Origin of the sequence: Mycobacterium sp. PSTR-4-N (genome assembly GCF_022348085.1) — a bacterium.
Classification (GTDB): domain Bacteria; phylum Actinomycetota; class Actinomycetes; order Mycobacteriales; family Mycobacteriaceae; genus Mycobacterium.
Genome location: NZ_JAKRFN010000026.1, coordinates 69910 through 90790, shown reverse-complemented (window position 1 = coordinate 90790; position 20881 = coordinate 69910). Strand labels below are relative to the sequence as shown.

Annotated in this window: 23 protein-coding genes; 4 read left to right on the top strand and 19 right to left on the bottom strand. The window is 67.4% G+C overall.

Annotated features, from left to right (window positions below):
• Nucleotides 1-214 (top strand): hypothetical protein (locus MHN84_RS25910; protein WP_241207378.1); only part of this gene is annotated, 214 nt, incomplete at its 5' end.
• A 125-nt stretch (nt 215-339) separates the two neighbouring features.
• On the opposite strand, the gene murA is transcribed toward MHN84_RS25910, so the two are convergent.
• The gene (murA, locus tag MHN84_RS25905; protein WP_241207377.1) at nt 340-1593 is read right to left on the bottom strand and encodes a UDP-N-acetylglucosamine 1-carboxyvinyltransferase; all 1254 of its coding nucleotides are present in this window, start codon (nt 1591-1593) and stop codon (nt 340-342) included.
• 78 nt (nt 1594-1671) lie between these two features.
• On the opposite strand from murA, the gene MHN84_RS25900 reads away from it, so the two are divergent.
• Entirely contained in the window at nt 1672-2247 is a 576-nt protein-coding gene (locus MHN84_RS25900) for a cob(I)yrinic acid a,c-diamide adenosyltransferase (RefSeq protein ID WP_241207376.1), read from the top strand.
• On the opposite strand, the gene MHN84_RS25895 is transcribed toward MHN84_RS25900, so the two are convergent.
• From MHN84_RS25895 to fadD1, 16 genes are all read right to left on the bottom strand, one after another.
• Nucleotides 2241-2687, bottom strand: coding sequence for a DUF2550 domain-containing protein (locus MHN84_RS25895; RefSeq protein ID WP_241207375.1), 447 nt, complete (start codon nt 2685-2687; stop codon nt 2241-2243). The two genes, MHN84_RS25900 and MHN84_RS25895, sit on opposite strands and share 7 nt — an antisense overlap.
• A gap of 6 nt (nt 2688-2693) precedes the next feature.
• Nucleotides 2694-3059 (bottom strand): F0F1 ATP synthase subunit epsilon, encoded by a 366-nt coding sequence (locus MHN84_RS25890; protein WP_241207374.1) that lies wholly within the window; start codon nt 3057-3059, stop codon nt 2694-2696.
• A gap of 36 nt (nt 3060-3095) precedes the next feature.
• A complete protein-coding gene (gene atpD / locus MHN84_RS25885) occupies nt 3096-4547 on the bottom strand; it encodes a F0F1 ATP synthase subunit beta (RefSeq protein ID WP_241207373.1) in 1452 nt (483 codons plus the stop codon).
• Nucleotides 4548-4580: 33 nt separating this feature from the next.
• Nucleotides 4581-5510, bottom strand: a complete 930-nt coding sequence (locus tag MHN84_RS25880) for a F0F1 ATP synthase subunit gamma (protein ID WP_241207372.1) — start codon at nt 5508-5510, stop codon at nt 4581-4583.
• 41 nt (nt 5511-5551) lie between these two features.
• Nucleotides 5552-7192 carry a F0F1 ATP synthase subunit alpha gene (atpA, locus tag MHN84_RS25875; RefSeq protein WP_241207371.1) on the bottom strand — a complete coding sequence of 547 codons (1641 nt, stop codon included), beginning with the start codon at nt 7190-7192 and terminating at the stop codon, nt 5552-5554.
• A gap of 49 nt (nt 7193-7241) precedes the next feature.
• Nucleotides 7242-8579 (bottom strand): F0F1 ATP synthase subunit B/delta, encoded by a 1338-nt coding sequence (locus MHN84_RS25870; protein WP_241207370.1) that lies wholly within the window; start codon nt 8577-8579, stop codon nt 7242-7244.
• Nucleotides 8579-9088, bottom strand: coding sequence for a F0F1 ATP synthase subunit B (locus MHN84_RS25865; RefSeq protein ID WP_241207369.1), 510 nt, complete (start codon nt 9086-9088; stop codon nt 8579-8581). The genes MHN84_RS25870 and MHN84_RS25865 overlap by 1 nt, the downstream gene beginning before the upstream one ends.
• A 9-nt stretch (nt 9089-9097) precedes the next feature.
• Complete coding sequence (locus MHN84_RS25860; protein ID WP_046361386.1) at nt 9098-9346, bottom strand: F0F1 ATP synthase subunit C; 249 nt, start codon at nt 9344-9346, stop codon at nt 9098-9100.
• Nucleotides 9347-9417: 71 nt separating this feature from the next.
• Nucleotides 9418-10227 carry a F0F1 ATP synthase subunit A gene (atpB, locus tag MHN84_RS25855; protein ID WP_241207368.1) on the bottom strand — a complete coding sequence of 270 codons (810 nt, stop codon included), beginning with the start codon at nt 10225-10227 and terminating at the stop codon, nt 9418-9420.
• Nucleotides 10228-10247: 20 nt separating this feature from the next.
• Nucleotides 10248-10721 (bottom strand): ATP synthase subunit I, encoded by a 474-nt coding sequence (locus MHN84_RS25850; RefSeq protein WP_241207367.1) that lies wholly within the window; start codon nt 10719-10721, stop codon nt 10248-10250.
• A 262-nt stretch (nt 10722-10983) separates the two neighbouring features.
• Nucleotides 10984-12189, bottom strand: a complete 1206-nt coding sequence (locus MHN84_RS25845; protein ID WP_241207366.1) for an undecaprenyl/decaprenyl-phosphate alpha-N-acetylglucosaminyl 1-phosphate transferase — start codon at nt 12187-12189, stop codon at nt 10984-10986.
• 2 nt (nt 12190-12191) lie between these two features.
• Entirely contained in the window at nt 12192-12854 is a 663-nt protein-coding gene (locus MHN84_RS25840; RefSeq protein ID WP_241207365.1) for an L-threonylcarbamoyladenylate synthase, read from the bottom strand.
• A gap of 13 nt (nt 12855-12867) precedes the next feature.
• Nucleotides 12868-13695, bottom strand: coding sequence for a peptide chain release factor N(5)-glutamine methyltransferase (gene prmC / locus MHN84_RS25835; RefSeq protein ID WP_241207388.1), 828 nt, complete (start codon nt 13693-13695; stop codon nt 12868-12870).
• A 23-nt stretch (nt 13696-13718) separates the two neighbouring features.
• Nucleotides 13719-14795, bottom strand: a complete 1077-nt coding sequence (prfA, locus tag MHN84_RS25830) for a peptide chain release factor 1 (protein WP_241207364.1) — start codon at nt 14793-14795, stop codon at nt 13719-13721.
• 94 nt (nt 14796-14889) lie between these two features.
• The gene (gene rpmE / locus MHN84_RS25825) at nt 14890-15135 is read right to left on the bottom strand and encodes a 50S ribosomal protein L31 (protein ID WP_241207363.1); all 246 of its coding nucleotides are present in this window, start codon (nt 15133-15135) and stop codon (nt 14890-14892) included.
• Between the two features lie 159 nt (nt 15136-15294).
• Complete coding sequence (gene fadD1 / locus MHN84_RS25820) at nt 15295-16869, bottom strand: fatty-acid--CoA ligase FadD1 (RefSeq protein ID WP_241207362.1); 1575 nt, start codon at nt 16867-16869, stop codon at nt 15295-15297.
• A gap of 128 nt (nt 16870-16997) precedes the next feature.
• Here fadD1 and MHN84_RS25815 point away from each other — a divergent pair, with 128 nt between their 5' ends.
• A complete protein-coding gene (locus MHN84_RS25815; RefSeq protein ID WP_241207361.1) occupies nt 16998-17609 on the top strand; it encodes a TetR/AcrR family transcriptional regulator in 612 nt (203 codons plus the stop codon).
• 1 nt (nt 17610) lies between these two features.
• Here the strand turns inward: MHN84_RS25815 and MHN84_RS25810 are convergent, their stop codons facing one another.
• A complete protein-coding gene (locus MHN84_RS25810; RefSeq protein WP_241207360.1) occupies nt 17611-18204 on the bottom strand; it encodes a maleylpyruvate isomerase family mycothiol-dependent enzyme in 594 nt (197 codons plus the stop codon).
• 68 nt (nt 18205-18272) lie between these two features.
• On the opposite strand from MHN84_RS25810, the gene MHN84_RS25805 reads away from it, so the two are divergent.
• Nucleotides 18273-18707, top strand: a complete 435-nt coding sequence (locus MHN84_RS25805) for a MarR family winged helix-turn-helix transcriptional regulator (protein ID WP_241207359.1) — start codon at nt 18273-18275, stop codon at nt 18705-18707.
• 4 nt (nt 18708-18711) lie between these two features.
• On the opposite strand, the gene rho is transcribed toward MHN84_RS25805, so the two are convergent.
• A complete protein-coding gene (rho, locus tag MHN84_RS25800; RefSeq protein ID WP_241207358.1) occupies nt 18712-20742 on the bottom strand; it encodes a transcription termination factor Rho in 2031 nt (676 codons plus the stop codon).
• Nucleotides 20743-20881 lie beyond the last annotated feature (139 nt).

Sequence of the window (20881 nt, the reverse complement as noted above, 5' to 3'; positions counted from 1 at the left end):
CCCCCAGGACCAAACCCGGGCAGAATTCGAATCAGAAAAATCCGATCACAAACAAAAGACACCAAAAACTGGCATCCAAAAAACATTGCGCCCCACAAACGGGAAAATCCGGGACACAACAAAAAAACAACAAACAAAAACCACCAAACACACTATTGAGTTCTCAAACAACAGATGCCGTTTTCAGGCAACCCTGCCACTGTACTGCATGTGATCAGGGCGGTCAAGCTCCAGCCTCAGGTCTTTCGACCGGGGTCATCGGCTTGTGAAGGAAATACTACGTGCTGTCGGCCAGACGCCCAAATCCCCAGCGCAAGAGGCCAAAACGGGCGCCGGAGACTAGCTGACGCGCTCGATCTCCGCGCCCAGACCGACCAGATTTTCCACGAACTTCGGATACCCGCGGTCGATGTGAAACACGTCGTGCACCTCGGTGTCACCATCGGCCACGAGTCCGGCCAACACCAGCCCGGCGCCGGCACGGATGTCCGACGACCAGACCGGAGCGCTGGACAGTTGCGGTATCCCCCGCACCACCGCGTGGTGTCCGTCGGTGCGTGCGTCGGCACCGAGCCGGATCATCTCTTCGACGAAGCGGAACCGCGCCTCGAAGACGTTCTCGGTGATCATCGATGTGCCGTCGGCGATCGCGGCCAACCCGATGGCCATCGGTTGCAGATCCGTCGGGAAGCCGGGGAACGGCAGCGTGGCCACGTTCACCGCCTTGGGCCGTTCGTACTGCACCACCCGGAAGCCGTCGTCGGACTGCGTCACGGTCGCCCCGGCATCGTGCAGCTTGTGGAGCACGAGTTGCAGATGCGCGGGATCGATCCCCGTCACCGAGATGTCCCCGCGCGTCATCGCTGCGGCTATCCCCCACGTCGCGGCCACGATTCGATCGCCGATGACGCGGTGCTCGGTGGGATAGAGCCGGTCGACGCCGGTGATCGTCAGCGTCGATGACCCGGCCCCCGCGATCTCCGCGCCCATCTGATTCAGCATCGTGCACAGGTCCACGACGTCGGGCTCGCGTGCGGCGTTGTGGATCGTCGTGACACCGTCGGCGAGTACCGCCGCCATCAGGATGTTCTCGGTGGCGCCGACGGACGGGAACTCCAGCTGGATCTCGGCGCCGTGCAGGTGGTCTGCTTCGGCGACCACACAGCCGTGCTCGATCGTGCAGCGCGCCCCGAGTTGGCGCAAACCCGCCTGGTGCATGTCCAGCGGGCGGGATCCGATCGCGTCACCGCCGGGCAGTGCCACCTTCGCTCGCTTGCATCTACCGACCAGGGGCCCGAGGACGCACACCGACGCGCGGAACTGGCGCACCGCGGCGAAATCAGCGTCGTACTTCGGCTCATCCGGTGAGGTGATACGGACGACGTCGCCGTCGAGATCGACGGTCGCTCCGAGCCCGCGGAGCACCTCGGCCATCAGCGGCACGTCGAGGATGTCGGGACAGTTCGTGATGGTGCTGGTGCCTTCTGCCAGCAACGACGCGGCCATCAGCTTCAAGACGCTGTTCTTGGCGCCTCCGACGGCCACTTCGCCTGCCAACCGGCTGCCGCCGGTCACCACGAAACGCTCACCCACGCGGTCAGTCTAAACAGCGCGATGACCCATGTCAGTCTCCGCGAACGCGCCCTGACACGCGTCCCGTACGGTTTGGGCATGGCGGTGCATCTGACGCGGATCTACACCCGGACCGGCGACGACGGGACCACAGGCCTGAGCGATTTCAGCCGGGTGGCCAAGAACGACCCGCGCCTGGTGGCGTATGCCGATTGTGACGAGACAAACGCTGCCATCGGTGTCGCGATAGCGCTCGGGCACCCGGACGAGCACGTTCTCGAGGTACTCCGCCGCATCCAGAACGACCTGTTCGATGCCGGTGCCGACCTGTCCACGCCCGTGGTCGAGGACCCCCAGTACCCGCCGCTGCGCATCCAGCAGAGCTACATCGATCGCCTCGAGAAGTGGTGCGACGAGTTCAACGAACCCCTTCCGGCGCTCGATTCGTTCGTGCTGCCCGGCGGCACCGCGCTCTCAGCTCTCCTGCATGTCGCACGCACGGTGGCGCGCCGCGCCGAGAGATCAGCCTGGCTGGCTGTCGACACCCACGGTGACTCCATCAGCGTGCTCCCGGCCAAGTATCTGAACCGACTGTCCGACCTGCTGTTCATCTTGTCGCGAGTGGCCAACCCGGAAGGTGACGTGCTCTGGCGTCCCGGCGGTGGCGCTCAGTAGCTGCGTCGGCGGGCCCGCGGCGAGGGTCGCGACTCGACCCATGACGTGAACGCGGTCAGTGCACCGCGATCGAGGGCGATCTCGTATCCCCGGCCGCGGTCGGGCATGACGTCGCGCAATTCCAGGACGACGATCTCATCGGTCATGATGTCGAACTCGTCGCCGCGCGGCGAACGTCGCGACACGACCTCCAAGCCGCGACGGCTGAGCGTGCGATCGGGCCACCACCGCAGGCTGGACAGTCGGTAGAACTGCGCTTCGCCACCGCGGTACCGCATCACACCGTGCCGCCAGCCGTGGCCACCCACCGCAGGCACATCACGCAGGATCGCCGCGGTGCCGCCCACCTGACGCAGCTTCCACAACCGGTAGCTCAACGCGATGACGGCCAGCAGAAGCACGCTGACCAGCGCGACCATGAACAGCATGGACGCGCTCATCGCCGGTCAGTCCAGCTGGCCGAGGGCGCGCAGCCGCGCCCTGCCCCATGCCGCCGTCCGCTCGTCGTCGGACTCGGAATCCTGCTTGGCCTCGTCGCTGTTGATCTCGGACTCGAACTGCGCGTTCTCGACCAGAATCCGGACGGTCTCTTCCGTCACGGACAGGAATCCGCCGTCGACCGCGATCCGCAGATCGTCCTCGCCGTCCCGCTCGACGCGCACCATCGCGTCGTCGACGAGCTGCGCGACGAGTGGGATGTGCCGCGGCAGGATGCCGATCTCCCCGGCGGTGGTGCGAGTGAACAGGAAGGACGCCTCGCCCTTCCACAGTTCACGCTCGACGGCGACGATCTCGACGTTCATCTCCGCCATGTCACACCACCTTTCCCGGAACAGTCACTCGCGTCATCACAACTTCGCGCCGAGGCTTTCGGCCTTCTTCGCCAGGTCGTCGAGACCGCCGATCAGGAAGAACGCCTGCTCGGGCAGGTGATCGAAGTCGCCCTTGGTGAGCTTGTCGAACGCCTCGATGGTCTCTTTGAGCGGCACCGTGGAGCCCGGCTGACCGGTGAACTGCTCGGCCGCCATCATGTTCTGGCTCAGGAAGCGCTCGATACGACGCGCCCGGTTCACCAGCTGCTTGTCCTCTTCGGCGAGCTCGTCGATACCGAGGATGGCGATGATGTCCTGAAGGTCCTTGTAGCGCTGCAGGATTCGGATGACTTCCTGCGCCACGCGGTAGTGCTCGTCACCCACGACGGCCGGGTCGAGGATCGTCGAGCTCGACGCCAGCGGATCCACGGCCGGGAAGATGCCCTTCGAGAAGACCGTACGAGAGAGCTCGGTGGTCGCATCGAGGTGCGCGAACGTGGTCGCGGGCGCCGGGTCGGTGTAGTCGTCGGCGGGCACGTACACGGCCTGCATCGAGGTGATGGACTTGCCTCGGGTCGAGGTGATGCGCTCCTGCAGCTCACCCATCTCGTCGGCCAGCGTCGGCTGGTAGCCCACCGCGGACGGCATACGGCCCAGCAGCGTCGACACCTCGGAACCGGCCTGGGTGAACCGGAAGATGTTGTCGATGAACAGCAGCACGTCCTGGCCCTGCTCGTCGCGGAAGTACTCGGCCATGGTCAGCGCCGACAGGGCCACACGCATACGCGTGCCCGGCGGCTCATCCATCTGACCGAACACCAACGCGGTGTCCTTGAGCACGTTGGCGTCCTCGAGCTCGACCCACAGGTCGTTGCCCTCGCGGGTCCGCTCACCCACACCGGCGAACACGGAGGTGCCACCGAAATTGCGGGCGATGCGGTTGATCATCTCCTGGATGAGCACGGTCTTGCCCACGCCGGCACCGCCGAACAGGGCGATCTTGCCACCACGCACGTAGGGGGTGAGCAGGTCGACGACCTTGAGGCCCGTCTCGAGCATCTCGGTACGCGGTTCGAGCTCGGAGAAGGCCGGCGGCTTGCGGTGGATCGACCAGTGCTCGAAATCCTTGCCGTAGCCGGGCTCGTCGAGGCAGTCGCCGAGGGCGTTGAACACGTGACCCTTGACGCCGTCGCCGACGGGCACCGAGATCGAGGTACCGGTGTCGGTCACCTCGACGCCGCGGACGAGACCGTCGGTCGGCTGCATCGAGATGGTGCGCACCAGGTTGTCACCGAGGTGCTGCGCGACCTCCAGCGTCAGCGTCTTCGACAGCTCCTTGTAGGAGATGTCGGCGTGCAGCGCGTTGAACAGCTCGGGCACGGCACCGCGGGGGAACTCCACGTCCACGACCGGACCGGTGATGCGAACCACCCGACCGGTGGTCTCCTTGGTGCTTTCCTTGGACTTCTCTTCTGCGGGTGCGCTCATTTTTCTTCGCTTCCTAACCGATGCTGCTGGAGGTCATTTGGCGTCGGCCAGCGCGTTGGCGCCGCCGACGATCTCGCTGATTTCCTGGGTGATCTGTGCCTGCCGCTCGCGGTTGGCCGCCAGCGTGAGGGACTTGATCAGATCGTCGGCGTTGTCGGTGGCCGACTTCATGGCCCGTCGGCGTGACGCCGACTCCGAGGCCGCCGCCTCGAGCAACGCGGCGTAGACGCGGGTGGCCACGTAGCGCGGCAGCAGTGCGTCGAACAGCGTTTCAGCGTTGGGCTCGAACGTGAACAAGGTGCGCGGACCGTCCTCGGGACGGTCGTCTTCGACGTACTCGACGACCATCGGGGCGATCCGGCGCGCCGCCGCGCTCTGCGAGAGCATCGACTTGAACTCGGTGAACACGATGTGGAGTTCGTCGACGCCGAGCACGCCGTCTGCGCCGGCATCGTCACCGTCGTCGTCGGCTCCCGCCATGAACGCCGACACCAGGGTCTCGGCGATCTCCTTGGCGTTCTCGTAGTCGGGTCGCTCGGAGAACCCGGTCCAGGACTCGACGACATCGCGCTGGCGGAAGTTGAAGTAGCCCAACGCCTTACGCCCGACGACGTAGAGCACGGGGTCCTTGCCCTCCTCACGCAGCAGGGCGAAGAGCTCCTCGGACTGCCGCAGCACGTTGGCGTTGTACGCCCCGCACAAGCCGCGGTCCGAGGACACCACCAGCACACCGGCCCGGCGACGGTTCTCCCGCTCGACGAGCAGCGGATGATCCAGCGCGCTGGCGCTGGCCAGCTCGGTCAGCATGTTGGTGATCTCGGTGCTGTAGGGCCGAGCCGCCTCGACTCGGGCCTGCGCCTTCGAGATTCGCGAGGTCGCGATCAGTTCCTGGGCCTTGGTGATCTTCTTGATCGACCCGGCGGAACGGATACGCCCCCGAAGCTCGCGCAGTGTTGCAGCCATCTAGCTCTCCAGACCCTTTCGGTCCAACGTCGTTGTCGGTCTTACTTCTTGGCCGGCTTGCGGACCTTGACGGACTCTTTCTCGACGTCTTCTTCGTCCATCGCCTCGGTCTTGTCGTCGACCGCGACCGAGCTTCCGTCCGTGGCGGAGAAGCCCTTCTTGAACTCGTTGATGATGTCGGAGACCTTGTCCTGCTCCTCTTCCGGGAACTTCTTGCTCTCCCGGATGTTGTCGAGGATCTCGCTGTGCGAGCCCTTGATGTGCTCGAGCAGCTCGGACTCGAAGCGCGCGACGTCTTCGACCGGAACCGAGTCGAGGTGCCCGCCGGTGCCGAGGAAGATCGCGATGACCTGGTCCTCGACGGGGTACGGCGTGTACTGCGGCTGCTTGAGCAGCTCGACCAGGCGCGCGCCGCGGTCCAGCTGGGCCTTGGACGCGGCGTCCAGGTCAGAGGCGAAGGCGGCGAAGGACTCGAGCTCGCGGTACTGCGACAGCTCCAGACGCAGCGAGCCCGCCACCTCCTTCATCGCCTTGATCTGGGCGGCGCCACCGACGCGCGACACCGACACACCGACGTTGATGGCCGGGCGCACACCCTGGTTGAACAGGTCGGACTCCAGGAAGCACTGGCCGTCGGTGATCGAGATGACGTTGGTGGGGATGAACGCCGAGATGTCGTTGGCCTTGGTCTCGATGATCGGCAGACCGGTCATCGAGCCGCCGCCGAGCTCGTCGGACAGCTTCGCGCAGCGCTCGAGCAACCGCGAGTGCAGGTAGAACACGTCGCCGGGGAACGCCTCGCGGCCCGGCGGGCGGCGCAGCAGCAGCGAGATCGCGCGGTAGGCGTCGGCCTGCTTCGACAGATCGTCGAACACGATCAGCACGTGCTTGCCGTCGTACATCCAGTGCTGGCCGATGGCCGAACCGGTGTACGGCGCAAGCCATTTGAAGCCGGCGGCATCGGACGCGGGCGCGGCGACGATGGTGGTGTACTCCATCGCGCCACCCTCTTCGAGGGCCCGCTTCACCGAGGCGATCGTGGTGCCCTTCTGGCCGATCGCGACGTAGACGCAGCGCACCTGCTTGCTCGGGTCGCCGGTCTCCCAGGCCTCACGCTGGTTGAGGATCGTGTCGACCGCGACCGCAGTCTTACCGGTCTTGCGGTCACCGATGATGAGCTGGCGCTGGCCACGGCCGATCGGGGTCTGGCTGTCGATGGCTTTGATACCGGTCTGCAGCGGCTCGGACACGCCCTGGCGCTGCACCACCGACGGCGCCTGCAGCTCGAGGGCGCGACGGCCGTCGGCCTCGATGTCGCCCTGGCCGTCGATCGGCTCGCCCAGCGGGTTGATGACGCGGCCCAGGAACTTGTCGCCGACGGGCACGGACAGCACCTCGCCGGTGCGCTTGACCTGCTGGCCTTCTTCGATCTTTCCGAACTCGCCGAGGATCACGGCGCCGACGGTGTGCTCGTCGAGGTTCAGCGCGACACCGAGCACGCCGCCGGGGAACTCGAGCAGCTCCTGGGTCATGACCGAGGGCAGGCCCTCGACGTGGGCGATGCCGTCACCCGCGTCGACGACCGTGCCGATCTCTTCACGGTCGGAGTCGGCGGCGAAGGAGGAGACGTAGTCCTCGATCGCGCCCTCGATGTCAGAAGCCGAGATTGTCAACTCTGCCATGGGTTCGTCTTCCTGCCTTCGTGTTTCGTTGCTGGGAGTGCTGGGCCGGTCAGTCCGGCAGGCCCGTGCGGGCCGCTGCCAACCGGGAGGAGATGGATCCGTCGATGACCTCTTCGCCGACGGTGATGAGCAGACCTCCGAGGATGTCGGGGTCGATCTCGAGCTGCACCGACACCTCGGTGCCGTAGATGCGGCTCAGCACCTCGGTGAGACGGGTGCGCTGCGCGTCGCTGATCTCGGTCGCGGCCGTCACCTGCGCGACCGCCTCGCCGCGGCGGGACACCGCCAACTCGGCCAGGTCGGCGACTGCTGCGTCGGCGAGATCGCCGCGGAGCAACCGCACGGTCTGAGCCAGCAGCGCCGCGGTGGTGTCGTTGACTCCCCCGCCGGCTTCGACGACCTTGTTCAGCAGCTCGATCCGCTTGTCGGCCGGCACCGTCGGATCGGACAGCAGCCGGTTGAGCCGCGACTCCGCGTCGAGCACACGGCCCACACGGAACAGCTGCTCCTCGACCTCTTCGCTCTGCTCGTCGCGCTCCGAGCGGACCAGCAGCGCGAGTCGGGCGACGTGCTCGAGGGCATCCACGAGGTTGCCGTCGGTCGACCAGCGCTGCGCCACAGCGGTTTTGAGCAGATCAACCGTTGTTGCACTGAGCTTGTCGCCGAACAGCCGCTCGACCAGACGCTCCTTGGCGGCCGAGTCGTCGGTCGGCTCGGCGAGGTGGGTGTTGAGCGCGTGCTCCTCGGTCAGGAGCGCGGCAACCGAGGTCAGCTCCTCGGCGAGCGTCGTCAGCGCGTCCGCATCGGCGCCGTCGGCGACCGACTCGAACTTCTTGACGACCTCGGCGAGCGCCTCGCGGCTGGCGGCGCGCAGTGTGAGCGGGGCACCGGCCTCGAGGACCGCCGGCGACGGTGCCATGTCGTCGAGCTCGTCGAGGAAGCGGTCCACCGAGGCAGCCTGCGCCTCGTTGTCGGCGAGCTGGTCGCGGATGATCTGCTCGGCCTTGGCCACCGATTCCAACCCCAGCTGCTGGCGCAGCTCACGGATGGTCTGCTGCCGCAACAGCGAGACCTGTTGATCGCCTTGCGCTTTGATGCGCTCGGCTTCGGTGCCCGCTTGTTCGCGCAGGTGCTCGGCAATCCGTGACGAGTCGGCGCGGGCCTCCTCCGTCAGCTTCTCACCGCGGCTCTTTGCTTCTTCGACGGCCTTGGCGTGTTCGGCGTCGGCATTCGCCAGCTTGTCGGCGGCGGCCTTGCTCTCCATGAGCGCGGCGCGCACCGCTTCCTGCTGGGTGTTCATCAGCTTGCGCACCGGCGGGACCACCCATTTGACGATGATCGCCACGATGATCACGAATCCGACCAGCTGTCCGATGAAGGTGGACATCAGCGCCTCTCGCTCGCAGTGCCGTTGACGTCGACGCCGAGGATGCGACTGGCCAGGGTGGCCGACAGACCGTCGACCGACGACTGCAACTCCTCGTTGGTCGACGCCGCGTTGCGCTCCAGTTCGGCGTTGGCCGACTGCAGCTTCTCCGACACCTCGTTACCGGCCTCGGTTCTGGCCTCGTCGACCACCTGGCGACCTTCTGCGCGGGCCTCGTCGCGGATCGACGCCGCCTCACTGCGCGCCTTGGCCATGGTCTCTTCGTAATCCGCCTGGGCAGCCGCCGTCAGCTCGGCGGCCTTCCGGTTGTCGGCAGCGGTCTTGGCGAGCATCGCCTCGCGCTCGGCCAACACCTTGCTCACCGGAGGCACCACCCATTTCCAGATCACGCCGAGCACGATCAGGAAGATGAGCAGGACGAAGAAGAAGGTGCCGTTGGGGATCAGGAAGTTACTGGTCCCCCCGCCTCCTTCTTCGGCTGCCAAGACCCGTGCGGTGGTATCACCCATGACGACGAGTTAGCCGCCGACCGGGGTGGCGAACACGAACAGCGCCATGAAGGCCAGGTTGATGAAGTAGGCCGCCTCGACCAGACCGACCGTGATGAAGAACGGGGTGAACAGCCGACCCTGTGCCTCCGGCTGCCGGGCGATGCCCGAGATCAGGGCGTTACCGGCGATGCCGTCACCGATGCCTGCGCCGATCGCGCCGCCGGCCATGATCAGACCACCGCCGATGAGCGCGCCTGCAGCGATAGTGGGATCCATTACTTATCCTCCTTGATAACTGGCTGTCGGTTGTCGCCAGGTTCTGTTGGGTCTAACGGGTACTGCTGGTCTCAGTGAGCCGCGGCCGCGCCCTGCTTGGCGTGGTCGGACTCTTCCTTGGAGTCGTGTCCGGTGTCGTGGTCGTCGTGGTCGAGCTCCATCGACTGTCCGAAGTACAGGATCGTCAGCAGAGCGAAGATGAACGCCTGGATGAGGCCGATGAACAGGTCGAACGATTTCCAGATGGCGTTGGGCAGCCACAAGATCCAGGCCGGGAACAACGCGATCAGTCCGACCATGATGCCGCCGGCGAAGATGTTGCCGAAGAGTCGCAGTGACAGCGAGATCGGCTTGGCGATCTCTTCGACGATGTTGATCGGCGCGAGGAAGGCGACGTGGCCCTTGGCGACCTTGATGGGGTGGCCGATGACGCCGCGGCGCCACACGCCCGCTGCGTGGTAACAGAGGAACACGAACAGGGCCAGCGCCAGCACGAAGTTGATGTCCGAGGCCGGCGGCTTGATCAGTTCGGTGGTGACGCCCTCGGAATCGGTGTACTGCACGGGCAGCACCGACAGCCAGTTGGCGAACAGGATGAAGCAGAACAGCGCCACGGCCAGCGGCAGTACGAAGGGCGCGATGCGCATCCCGATCGCGCTCTCCACCTGGTTGCGCATCTGGATGGTGATCGCCTCGAAGAACAGCTGCACTCCGCCGGGGACGCCGGTCGAGGTGACCTTGGCGCGCAGGAAGAACGCCAGCGCGATCACGATGACGCCGGCGATGGCGGTCGACAGCACGGTGTCCACGTTGACCGTCAGGCCGAACCACTTCTGCTCGATGTGGTGACCGACCTCGAGGGCGAGCACGCTCTGGTTCATCTACGTATCAGTCCTTGAAGCTATCCGTCGGTGGGCGTCGAGGTGTCAGCAGCGGGGGCCGCTGCGCCGGCTTGGGTGTCGGGGTCACCGGCGCGCAGCTTCTTGAGAACGGGCAGGGAGGTGCTCATGACGAGAACCACCTGGAACAGTGCCAGACCGAACAGCACGCCGAGGCCCATCGGGCGAAAGACGAACGCAATGGTGAGCCCGACGACGGTGATCGCCAGCAGCCGGGACGCCGAGTTCAGCGCCATCTTCTTCTTGAGCGGATGGTCGTCGGCGGTGATGGACTCGACCGCGCGGCGCACCATCAGCGCGTTGGTCAGGCCCAGCGCCATGCCGATCGCGAAGAACGCACCGAACAGCGGGTAGCCGACCAGGGCCGCGGCGACGGTGATGAGCCCGGAGACGGCCGCGCAGATCACGAGCAGACGAACCGGCCGGAAAGCCACGGACGGGAACACCAACGGCGCGTCCTGCGCTGGCGTCGTCACTGCGTCACCTCAATCCCGCGGTCGTGTCGTGTGAGCGTCGTCTCGTTATTCCTGTGAGCGTCCGTAGCGTATCGGAGGGCGACGGGCGCGCGGGAATCACCCAAGAGGTAGCTCCTGAATCGGTTGATCTGTCGGTCGTGTGTCCGCCCCGATCGGTACCCAGGAATCTGGGAACCAATGGTTCGGAGGCCGGCAACCCGCGAGGTTTTTTCGGGTTCTAACTGAACCCTAACACATGGTGAGAGCCCAAAAAGGGGGCCTACTACTTTTTGTCGTATATCGGGTCTGCAGCGCTTCCCACCACGTCCTCGCCGTCGGCGTCGCGCCGCCTGAGCAACGGAATCAGTGTCACCACCCCGGCCACCACGATGGCACCTGCCATCACCGCGGCGGTGTGCCGCGGATCGAAGAAGATCGTGCTCGCCGCCCCCAGCGCGACGATGCCCACCCAGACGTAGATGAGCAGGACCACCCGGCGGTGCGAATGACCGATCTCGAGCAGACGGTGATGCAGGTGCATCTTGTCCGGGCTGAAGGGACTCAGTCCCGCGCGGGTCCGCCGGATGATCGCCAACAGCATGTCCAGAGCAGGCACGAACATCACCGCGACCACGAGCAGGAACGGCGACAGCAGGGCGAACACGTCGCGGGCGCCGTAGGCCGTCTGCGAGATCGGTCCCGCCGCAGTGGTGGAGGCGGCCGCGAGCATCAAGCCGATCAGCATCGACCCGGAGTCACCCATGAAGATCCGGGCCTTGTGGAAGTTGTGCGGCAGGAAGCCCAGGCACGCCCCGGCCAGCACGACCGAGATCACCGCGGGCGGATAGAACAGCACGTCGCCGCCGTGGTCGTGGAGCAGCCCGATGGAGAAGATGCAGATCGCCGACGCGGTGATCAATCCGAGGCCGGCGGCCAGCCCGTCGAGGCCGTCGACGAAATTCATCGCGTTGACGATCGCAACGGTCAGCGCGAGCGTGAGCAGAATGGATGCGACCTGGTCGAGCACGATGGTGCCGACCCCGCCGATCGGGATGTAGAGCACGCTCCACGCCACGCCCATGGTGACCATCACGCTCGCCGCCGTGATCTGACCGGCGAACTTGGTCAACGCGTCGAGTCCCCAGCGGTCGTCGATGAGTCCGACCACCATGATCAGGCCGCCCGCCACCACCACGGCCGGCAGGCCGGAGGAGTACACGAAGCCGCGGGTCAGCGCCGGCAGCTGGGACGCGAGAAGGACCGCGAACACCACTCCCGCGTACATCGCGAGTCCGCCCATCCGCGGCGTGGGCTGCATGTGCACGTCACGTTCGCGGGGATAGGCGACCGCGCCCCATCGGGTGGCCAGCACGCGCACCCAGCCGGTCGCGAGGTAGGTGATGATCGCAGCGGTCAGACCCACCAGTGCCAGTTCACGCAGCGGCACCCCTGCTCCGCGGTCGGTCAGTGCCAGCAGGGTGGTCGTCATGATCAGTCCGGGAGCGCCGTCAGCGTGGCGGCCTCGACGCCCAGCACGCCGGCCACCGCGTCGGCCGAGACCGGACCTTGGCGCAGGACGCGGGGATGCGCCCCGGTGAGGTCGACGATGGTCGACGCGGCCTGCTGCTCGGCCGGTCCGCCGTCGAGGTAGACCTCGACCAGATCGCCGAGTTGCTCACGGGCCTGCTGCGCCGTGACGGACGCGGGCCGGCCCGAGATGTTCGCGCTCGACACGGCCATGGGTCCGACTTCGCGAAGCAGTTCGATCGCCACGGGGTGCAGCGGCATGCGCAACATGACGGTGCCGTTGGCATCGCCGAGATCCCACTGCAGCGACGGTGCCTGGCGGACCACCAGACTCAACGCGCCCGGCCAGAACGCCCGGATCAGTTCTTTCGCGCTCTGCGGTACCGAGTACACGAGCCCGTCGATGGTGTGCCAGGAGCCGACCAGCACGGGGACCGGCATGTCACGGCCCCGCCCCTTGGCGGCGAGCAACGCGGCCACGGCGGCACTGTCGAACGCGTCAGCCCCGATGCCGTAGACGGTGTCGGTGGGCATCACCACCAGGCGGCCACCCTTGAGCGCGCTGATGGCTGACGCGATCCCGGCCTCCCGCTGCTCGGGATCGCCGCAGTCGAACATCTCGCTCACAAAGACCAGCCTCTCACTCCGCGCGCACGGCCGTCACGAAGCGTGGCCGCCCGGTGAGGTCGTGTCGAGCCGTCACGTCGGTGAACCGTCCGGCGCGGGTGAACGCGTCCACGGTGCGCGCCGAGGTGGTGTCGTCGTGTTCCACGGCACACGAGCCGCCCGGCCGCAGGAGGCGGGCGGCGGCGTCGACAATGCGGTCGATCACAGCCATTCCGTCCGGTCCGCCGAACAGCGCACGTGACGGATCATACTGCGCCACTTCAGGTTCCAGCTGCGCGCCGGTCGGGATGTAGGGCGGATTCGCCACCAGCAGATCGACGGTGCCGTCGAGTTCGGCCAGCAGACCGGGCGCGGTGACATCGGCGCACAGCACCTCCACCGGGGTGCCTGCGGCGTTACGGCGGGCGTAGCGGAGAGCATCGGACGAATCGTCGACCGCGATCACCCGGGCGCGCGCGCAGCCGCTCGCCAACGCCAGCGCCAGCGCGCCCGAACCGGTGCACAGGTCGACGATCAGCGGCTCGGCGGGCAGCGGCTGAGCCAGCGCCCATTCCAGCAGCGCCTCGGTCTCCGGACGGGGCACGAAGACCCCGGGCCCGACGTGCACCGACACGGGGCCGAAGGCGGCGGTGCCCGTCAGGTGCTGCAACGGCACGCGCTGGGCGCGACGTGCGACCAACGCGGCGAAACGTTCCCCGAAGTCGGTGTCCGGAACGGTGAATCCGAGCAGTCCCCGCTCGGTACCGGCAACGTGCGCGGCCAGCAACTCGGCGTCGACCCTCGGCGATGCGACCCCGGCGGCTGCCAACTGCTCCGCGGCATCGTCGATCAACAGGCGCATCGTCACGGGGCCACCGGCCACACTCACGACGCGCTCTGCAGCTTCGCCTGCCGGTCGGCCGCGGCCAGCGCGTCGAAGAGCGGGTCGAGATCGCCGTCGAGCACCTGGTCGAGGTTGTGGGCCTTGAAGTTGATCCGGTGATCGGCGATCCGGTTCTCGGGGAAGTTGTAGGTGCGGATGCGCTCACTGCGGTCGACGGTGCGGATCTGGCTGGCCCGGTCGGCGGATGCGTCGGCCTGCGCCTGCTCCTCGGCCAGCGACTGCAGCCGCGCGGCGAGCACCTGCATCGCCCGCGCCTTGTTCTGCAGCTGCGAGCGTTCGTTCTGGCACGTGACGACAATGCCGGTGGGCAGGTGGGTGATGCGCACGGCGGAGTCGGTGGTGTTGACGCCCTGGCCGCCCTTGCCCGAGGAACGGTAGACGTCGACGCGCAGGTCTGATTCGTCGATCTGAACCTGCTCCACCTCTTCGGGTTCCGGATACACCAGAACACCGGCCGCCGAGGTGTGCACACGACCTTGGGACTCGGTGACGGGCACCCGCTGCACGCGGTGCACGCCACCCTCGAACTTCAACCGTGACCACACGCCGTCGGCGGAATCGCCCTTGCTGCGGATGGACAGTGTCGCGTCCTTGTAGCCGCCGAGGTCGGAGGCGGTCTCGTCGAGCATCGTGACGGTCCAGCCATGCCGCTCGGCATACCGGATGTACATCCGGGCCAGATCGGCGGCGAACAGCGCGGACTCCTCGCCGCCCTCGCCGGACTTGACCTCGAGCACGATGTCGTCGGCATCGTGCGGATCGCGCGGAGCCAGTAGGTCGGACAGTGCGGTCTCGAGCCGCTCCACCGTTTCCGCCAGCTCATCGACTTCGCCGGCGAATGACGAGTCATCGGCGGCGAGCTCCCGGGCGGTCTCCAGATCTCCGCGCGCAGCCTCGAGTTTGCGATAGGTGGCCACGATCGGGGAGATCTGAGAGAACCGGCGCCCCACCTTGCGGGCCATGGCCGGATCGGCGTGCAACTCGGGTTCGGAGAGGCGCTGCTCGAGTTCAGCATGCTCGGCCAGGATGGCGTCGACCGCCGTCGCGGTGTCGCTCATCTCGCCTCCTTCGTCCGAACCGGTTGGTCTACCCCAGTCATGAAACGGCGCCCGGCCTGCGCAGAGTGCGACAGAGCGGGCGCCGTTGTGTCAGCTATTTGTCGGCAGAGGCCGCCGAAGCGTCAGCAGCCTTGGTCCGCTTGCCGTACCGCTTCTCGAAGCGGGCGACGCGGCCGCCGCTGTCCAGGATCTTCTGCTTGCCGGTGTAGAACGGGTGGCACTGCGAGCAGACCTCGACGGTGATGTTGCCGCTCTTCTTCGTGCTGCGGGTGGTGAAGCTGGCACCGCAACCACACAGCACCGTGGTGTCGACATAGTCCGGGTGGACGCCTGATTTCATGGTTTCCTCTTCGATCGTGGGCCCCGGGTCGCCCCTCCCGTGTCGGGAAGTTTCGGCGTGAACCGGAACCGAGGTGTAGGCACCCGGCCGGAGGCCGGAAGGCTGGCCCAAATTATGCCAGGTCAACCGCCAAGAGCCTAAACGTGCGCAGTACGCCCCCTATTCCGTCACCTCGGAGTACGCCCGACCGTCCCGACGCCAGAGCACTCGACCCGCGGGTTCGACCCCCATCGCGACGAGTTCCCGCTTGAGCACTTTGTTGGTCGCCGTCGCGGGCAGTTCAGGGGCCACCCAGACGTGGCGCGGCCAGGCCTTCGGCGACAGATCCGGCTGTGCCGCGAGGAAGGCGCCGAAGTCCTCGGGTGTCAGCGTCGCGCCGTCTGCCAACACGAGCGCGGCCATCACCTGGTCGCCGACGAGCTCGTCGGGAACGGGATAGACCGCGACCTGGCTGATCGCGGGCAGGCGACCGAGGATCCGCTCGATCGGCGCGGCGGTCATGTTCTCTCCGTCCACCCGCATCCAGTCGGCGGTGCGCCCGGCGAGGTAGATCCAGCCGGCGGCGTCGCGGTAGGCGAGGTCGCCGGACCAGAACATGCCGTGGCGCATGCGCTCGTCGGTGGCGTCCTGGTCGTTGTAGTAGCCGGCGAACATTCCCGGCCCCTCGGTGTTGACGAGCTCCCCGATGGCGGCGTCGCCGTTGCGCAATGCCCCGTGCTCGTCGAACTCGGCGACGGCGCACTCGGTCAGCGTCTCCGGGTCGTAGATGGCGACGCCCGGGAACCCCTTGCCGATCGACCCGGGCGGACAGCCGTCCTCCCGAGTGACGGTGACCGCGTTCTCGGTCGAACCGAAGCCGTCCCAGACCTGGCAGCCGAACCGGCGGGCGAATTCGGCGATGTCCCGATCGCTCGCCTCGTTCCCGAAGGCGATGCGCAACGGGTTGTCGGCATCGTCGGGTTGTTCTGCCCGCGCCAGCAGGTACGCCAGTGGCTTACCGACGTAGTTCATGTACGTGACGCCGTGACGGCGCACGTCGTCGAGGAACCGCGACGCGCTGAACGGCGCGGGCACCATCGCCGCTCCGGAGTTCAGCGCGACCGACCAGCCGGCGAGGATGCCGTTGCTGTGGAACAGCGGCATCGACAGGTAGCAGACGTCGGCGGGGGTGAGCTCGAACCGCCCGCTCAGTGCGGCACCGGCCAGCACCACCATTGCGTGCATCATCTTCACGGCCTTGGGGTCGCCACTGGTCCCGGACGTGAAGATCAGCATGAACGTGTCGGTGGCGCCGACCTCGCGGTGCGGCACCAGTGGTGGCGCACCGGCGATGACCTGTTTCCATTCGGCACTGCCGATCGTCAGCACGCGGACGTCCGCCAGGTCCAGACCGTCGAGGAGGCCGGCGTGCGCCTCGTCGGTGAGCAGGATCTGCACATCGGCGCGGCGGATGTCGCGGCCCAGCGCCTCGCCGCGGCGGGTGTCGTTGATCCCGCACAGCACGTAGCCGCCCAATCCCGCGGCGGCCAGCGCGGTCAGCATCTCGGGGGTGTTGCCGAGCAGCACGCCCACATGCAGGGGCCGCGTCGGATCGGCCAGGCCGATGAGAGCAGCCGCCTGCGCCTCCGCATCTGCGAGGTGCTGACGCCACGTCCAGCGCTGCCCGTCTCGGGTCACCGCGAGTCCGTCGTCGTCGCGTCGTTCCCGCAGCAGCTGCTGCACGGTCTCGGCCATCGGCACGTCCTTCGCGGTGGTGAACACTTTCCCGTCGGTGTCTACTCGACCGGCCGGCGCAGCGTACCAACGGCGCGTCGACCATTTGCGAAGATAGGGCGGTGAGCGTGGACACCGGGGCAGATTCTGTGACCGATCCGCAGACCGCCCGTGGCCGGTCGGTGCGAGATCGCCTCATCGACGCCGCCGAGCAGTGCTTGACCGCCAAGGGCATTCGCGCGACGACGGTGTCAGAGGTCGCCGAGGTGGCCGGCGTGAGTCGGGGCTGGCTGTATCGGCACTTCCCGGACAAGGCCGAGCTGCTCGGAGCCGCGATCGTCCGGCTGAACGAGGCGTTCTGGAGCGAGTCGAAGTCCCGACTCGATGCGGTCGACGGGCTCGACGAGCGCATCGCCGTCGGTGTGGCGCTCGCGCGGCGGGAGTCGGAGGCCCCGGGTGCGTTGGTGCTGAAACTGCGTCAGCAGGAGCCCGAAGCGTTCACCGCCTGCGCCGGACTGGGCGTACGCGGCCTGATCCCGGAGATCGCCGCGTTCTGGAAGCCGTATCTGGAGGCCGCGGTGGACGCCGGGGAGATCCATCCGGCCACCGATTGTGCGGAGGCCGCCGAGTGGATCGCGCGGATCGTCGTCAGCCTGGCGACGGTGCCGGGCGAGCACTGCGACCTCGATGACCACGCGTCGGTTCTGCGCCACGCCCGGCGCTACATCGTCGCGGGACTGCGGGCCGAGCCGGCGCCCTGAGTCACGCGGCGGCCGGCGGCCTGCCCGTCATCTGCATCAGGAGCTCGCGGATCGGCGCGTGGTGTGTGCGGCTGCCCTCCCCCACCTCGAAGTCGACATCGGTGGCGACGAGCCGCACTCCGGCGAGACGCCGACGCGCCTGGAACGGGAAACCCATCTGCCAGACGCGCTGCGCGGCCGCGACGGCGGCGTCGTCGGGCATCGCTCGATCGACGCCGAGAGGAACGCACAGGTCCTGGCCATGGACGAGCAGGTCGATCAGCGGCTCCACCGCCGAGGTTCCGGGCGGGTGCCGTCGCGATTCGGCGTCGGCCCGTAGCGCGGCGGCGATCTCCGCCGGGCTGCGCCGGTCTGTGCGAGCCATGCGATCGACCACAGCGTTGAAGCGAAAGCCGCTGCGTGCGGCCTCGAACAGCATGCGCGGCACGGGCAGGGTGCCGTGGGTGAGATGAGCGGCCACGTGACGGACCGACCACCCGGCGCACAGGGACGGCGTCTCCCAGCACCCCGGCTGGTCGGCGTCCAGAGCCTCGACGAGGTCGGCGAGCTCACGACGCTGGGCGGCGATGTGTCGCCACACGGCTGCATCCTCCACGAGACCCTCCCCATTTAGTCAGTTACCCTGACGAAAATAGTCAGATACTCGTACTAAAGTCAACGATCATGGCGGACGACCCGAGTACGGCAACGCTGATGTTCATCGCGCACCGCGACGTCGAAACGCGGGTGATGGCCGCGCTGGCCACGGCGGGAATCACCGATGTGACGCTCGCGCAGTCGCGATTGCTCCAGCGCCTGAGCCCGGAAGGCACGCGTCTGACCGACCTGGCCGATCAGGCCCGGATCACCAAACAGACCGCCGGCGCGCTCGTCGATCAACTGGAACGTGCGGGCTACGTGGACCGCAGGCCCGACCCGCGTGACGCACGGGCACGCCTGGTGACGCTCACCGACAAGGGCGACGCACTGTGCCGCCTGGCAGCCGACGAGGTCGCCCGGGTCGAGCAGCGGTGGCGCGAGCGCCTCGGGGCACGGTCCTTCGAGGCGCTGCGCGCGGCCTTGATCTCGCTACGCGAGATCACCGACCCCTACCGCTGACGGGTCAGTCGTCGCCGTTGCCGCCGGGGGTGTTCTTCGAGACCTGGACCAGGAACTCGTAGTTGTTCTTGGTCTTGCGCAGCTGGCTCATCAGCAGGTCGATGGCCTGGTGCGGGTCCAGCCCGGAGAGCACGCGGCGCAGCTTGTGCACGATCGCGAACTCGTCGGGCGAGAGCAGCAGCTCGTCCTTGCGGGTACCGGACGGGTTGACGTCCACCGCGGGGAACACCCGGCGCTCGGCGATCTTGCGGTCGAGCTTGAGCTCGGCGTTACCGGTGCCCTTAAATTCCTCGAAGATCACCGTGTCACCGGTGGAACCGGTCTCGACCATCGCCGTGGCGATGATGGTCAGCGAGCCACCCTCTTCGATGTTGCGCGCCGCACCGAGGAACCGCTTCGGCGGGTACAGCGCGGTCGAGTCGACACCACCGGAGAGGATGCGACCGGACGCGGGCGAGGCGTTGTTGTAGGCGCGGCCCAGCCGGGTGATGGAGTCCAGCAGCACGACGACGTCCTTGCCCTGCTCCACGAGGCGCTTCGCCCGCTCGATCGCGAGCTCGGCAGCCTGCGTGTGGTCTGACGGCGGACGGTCGAAGGTCGAGGCGATGACCTCTCCCTTGACCGAGCGCTGCATGTCGGTGACCTCTTCGGGCCGTTCGTCGACCAGCACGACCATCAGGTGGCACTCGGGATTGTTGCGGGTGATCGCGTTGGCGATGTCCTGCATGATCGTGGTCTTACCGGCCTTGGGCGGCGAGACGATCAGGGCGCGCTGGCCCTTGCCGATCGGCATGATCAGGTCGATGACGCGCGTGGTCAGCTTGTCTCCGCTGGTCTCCAGGCGCAGCCGCTGGTTCGGGTAGAGCGGCGTGAGCTTGGTGAACTCGGGCCGCTTGCGGGCCTCCTCGACGGGCTTGCCGTTGACGGAGTCCAGGCGCACCAGCGGATTGAACTTCTGGCGGGAGTTCTGCCCTCCGCCGTCGCCCTCCTTGGGCACCCGCACGGCACCGGTCACCGCGTCACCGCGGCGCAGCCCGTTCTTGCGGACCATGTTCATCGACACGTAGACGTCATTGGGCCCCGCCAGGTAGCCGGAGGTCCGCACGAACGCGTAGTTGTCGAGGACGTCGAGAATGCCGGCGACCGGCTGGACGACGTCGTCTTCGCGCAGTTCGGTGTCGCGGTCCGCACCGCCGCCGCCACCCTCACCACCGCGTTCGCGGCGGCGACGATCACGGAATCGGCGGCCCCGCCGGCCCTGCCGGCCGTCACCGTCGTCGTCGTTGTCGTTGTCGGAGTTGCGGTTGTCCTGGTTGCGATTGCCCTGGTTGCGGTCGTTCTGCTGGTTCTGCTGCCGGTTGCCACCATCGTTCTGGTTGCGGTCGTTCTGGCTGCGGTCGTTCTGGTTGCGGTTGTCGTTCTGACGACCACCGTCGTTCTGCCGGTTGCCGCTCTCGTTCTGGTTGCGGCCCTCGTTCTGACGGGTGCCGCCCTCGTTCTGGTTGCGACCATCGTTCTGGGTGCGGCCGTCGCGGTCGGACTTCTCCGCCGCGTCACGTGTGGTGTCCTGGCTGTCCTGACCGCGCTCCTGCTCGGGCTTGCGCTCCGGGGCCTCGGTGGGCGCCGGGGCGGCCTCTGCACGCGGGGCGTCCTGGCTCTCGGGCTGGTCAGTGGTCTTGGCTTCACCCTGCCCGCGGGACGCGGATCGGCGCTCGCGGCGCTGCGGCGGCGCCGCATCGGCCGGCGCGGAGGCCTCGGCTGCGGGTGCCTCGGCTGCGGGTGCGGATTCGGCAGACTTGCCGTTGGTGTCGCCGCGGCGCTCACGGATGGCGGCGATCAGTTCGCTCTTGCGCATCCCGGAGGCGCCTTCGACGCCGATCTCTTTGGCCAGCGTGCGCAGCTCGGGCAGCACCATGCTGGTCAGCGCGCCGCGGCGCGCGGGCGCCGCGGATGCAGCGGGAGCGTCGGTGGTCACGGCAGGAGACGCGCCGTTGTCAGCGCTGGAGTCAGCCGTGATGAGGTCCGTATCGGTCACGGATTTCCTTTCTTCCCTCGCTGATCTTCGTCTCGCGAGGGGTCTGTGCGCTCAGTCCAATCCGCTGAACGCTGAGGTCACACCGCTGCCACAGCATCGGTGATCCACGGGTCCGCCGGGATACGACACAACCGCCGGT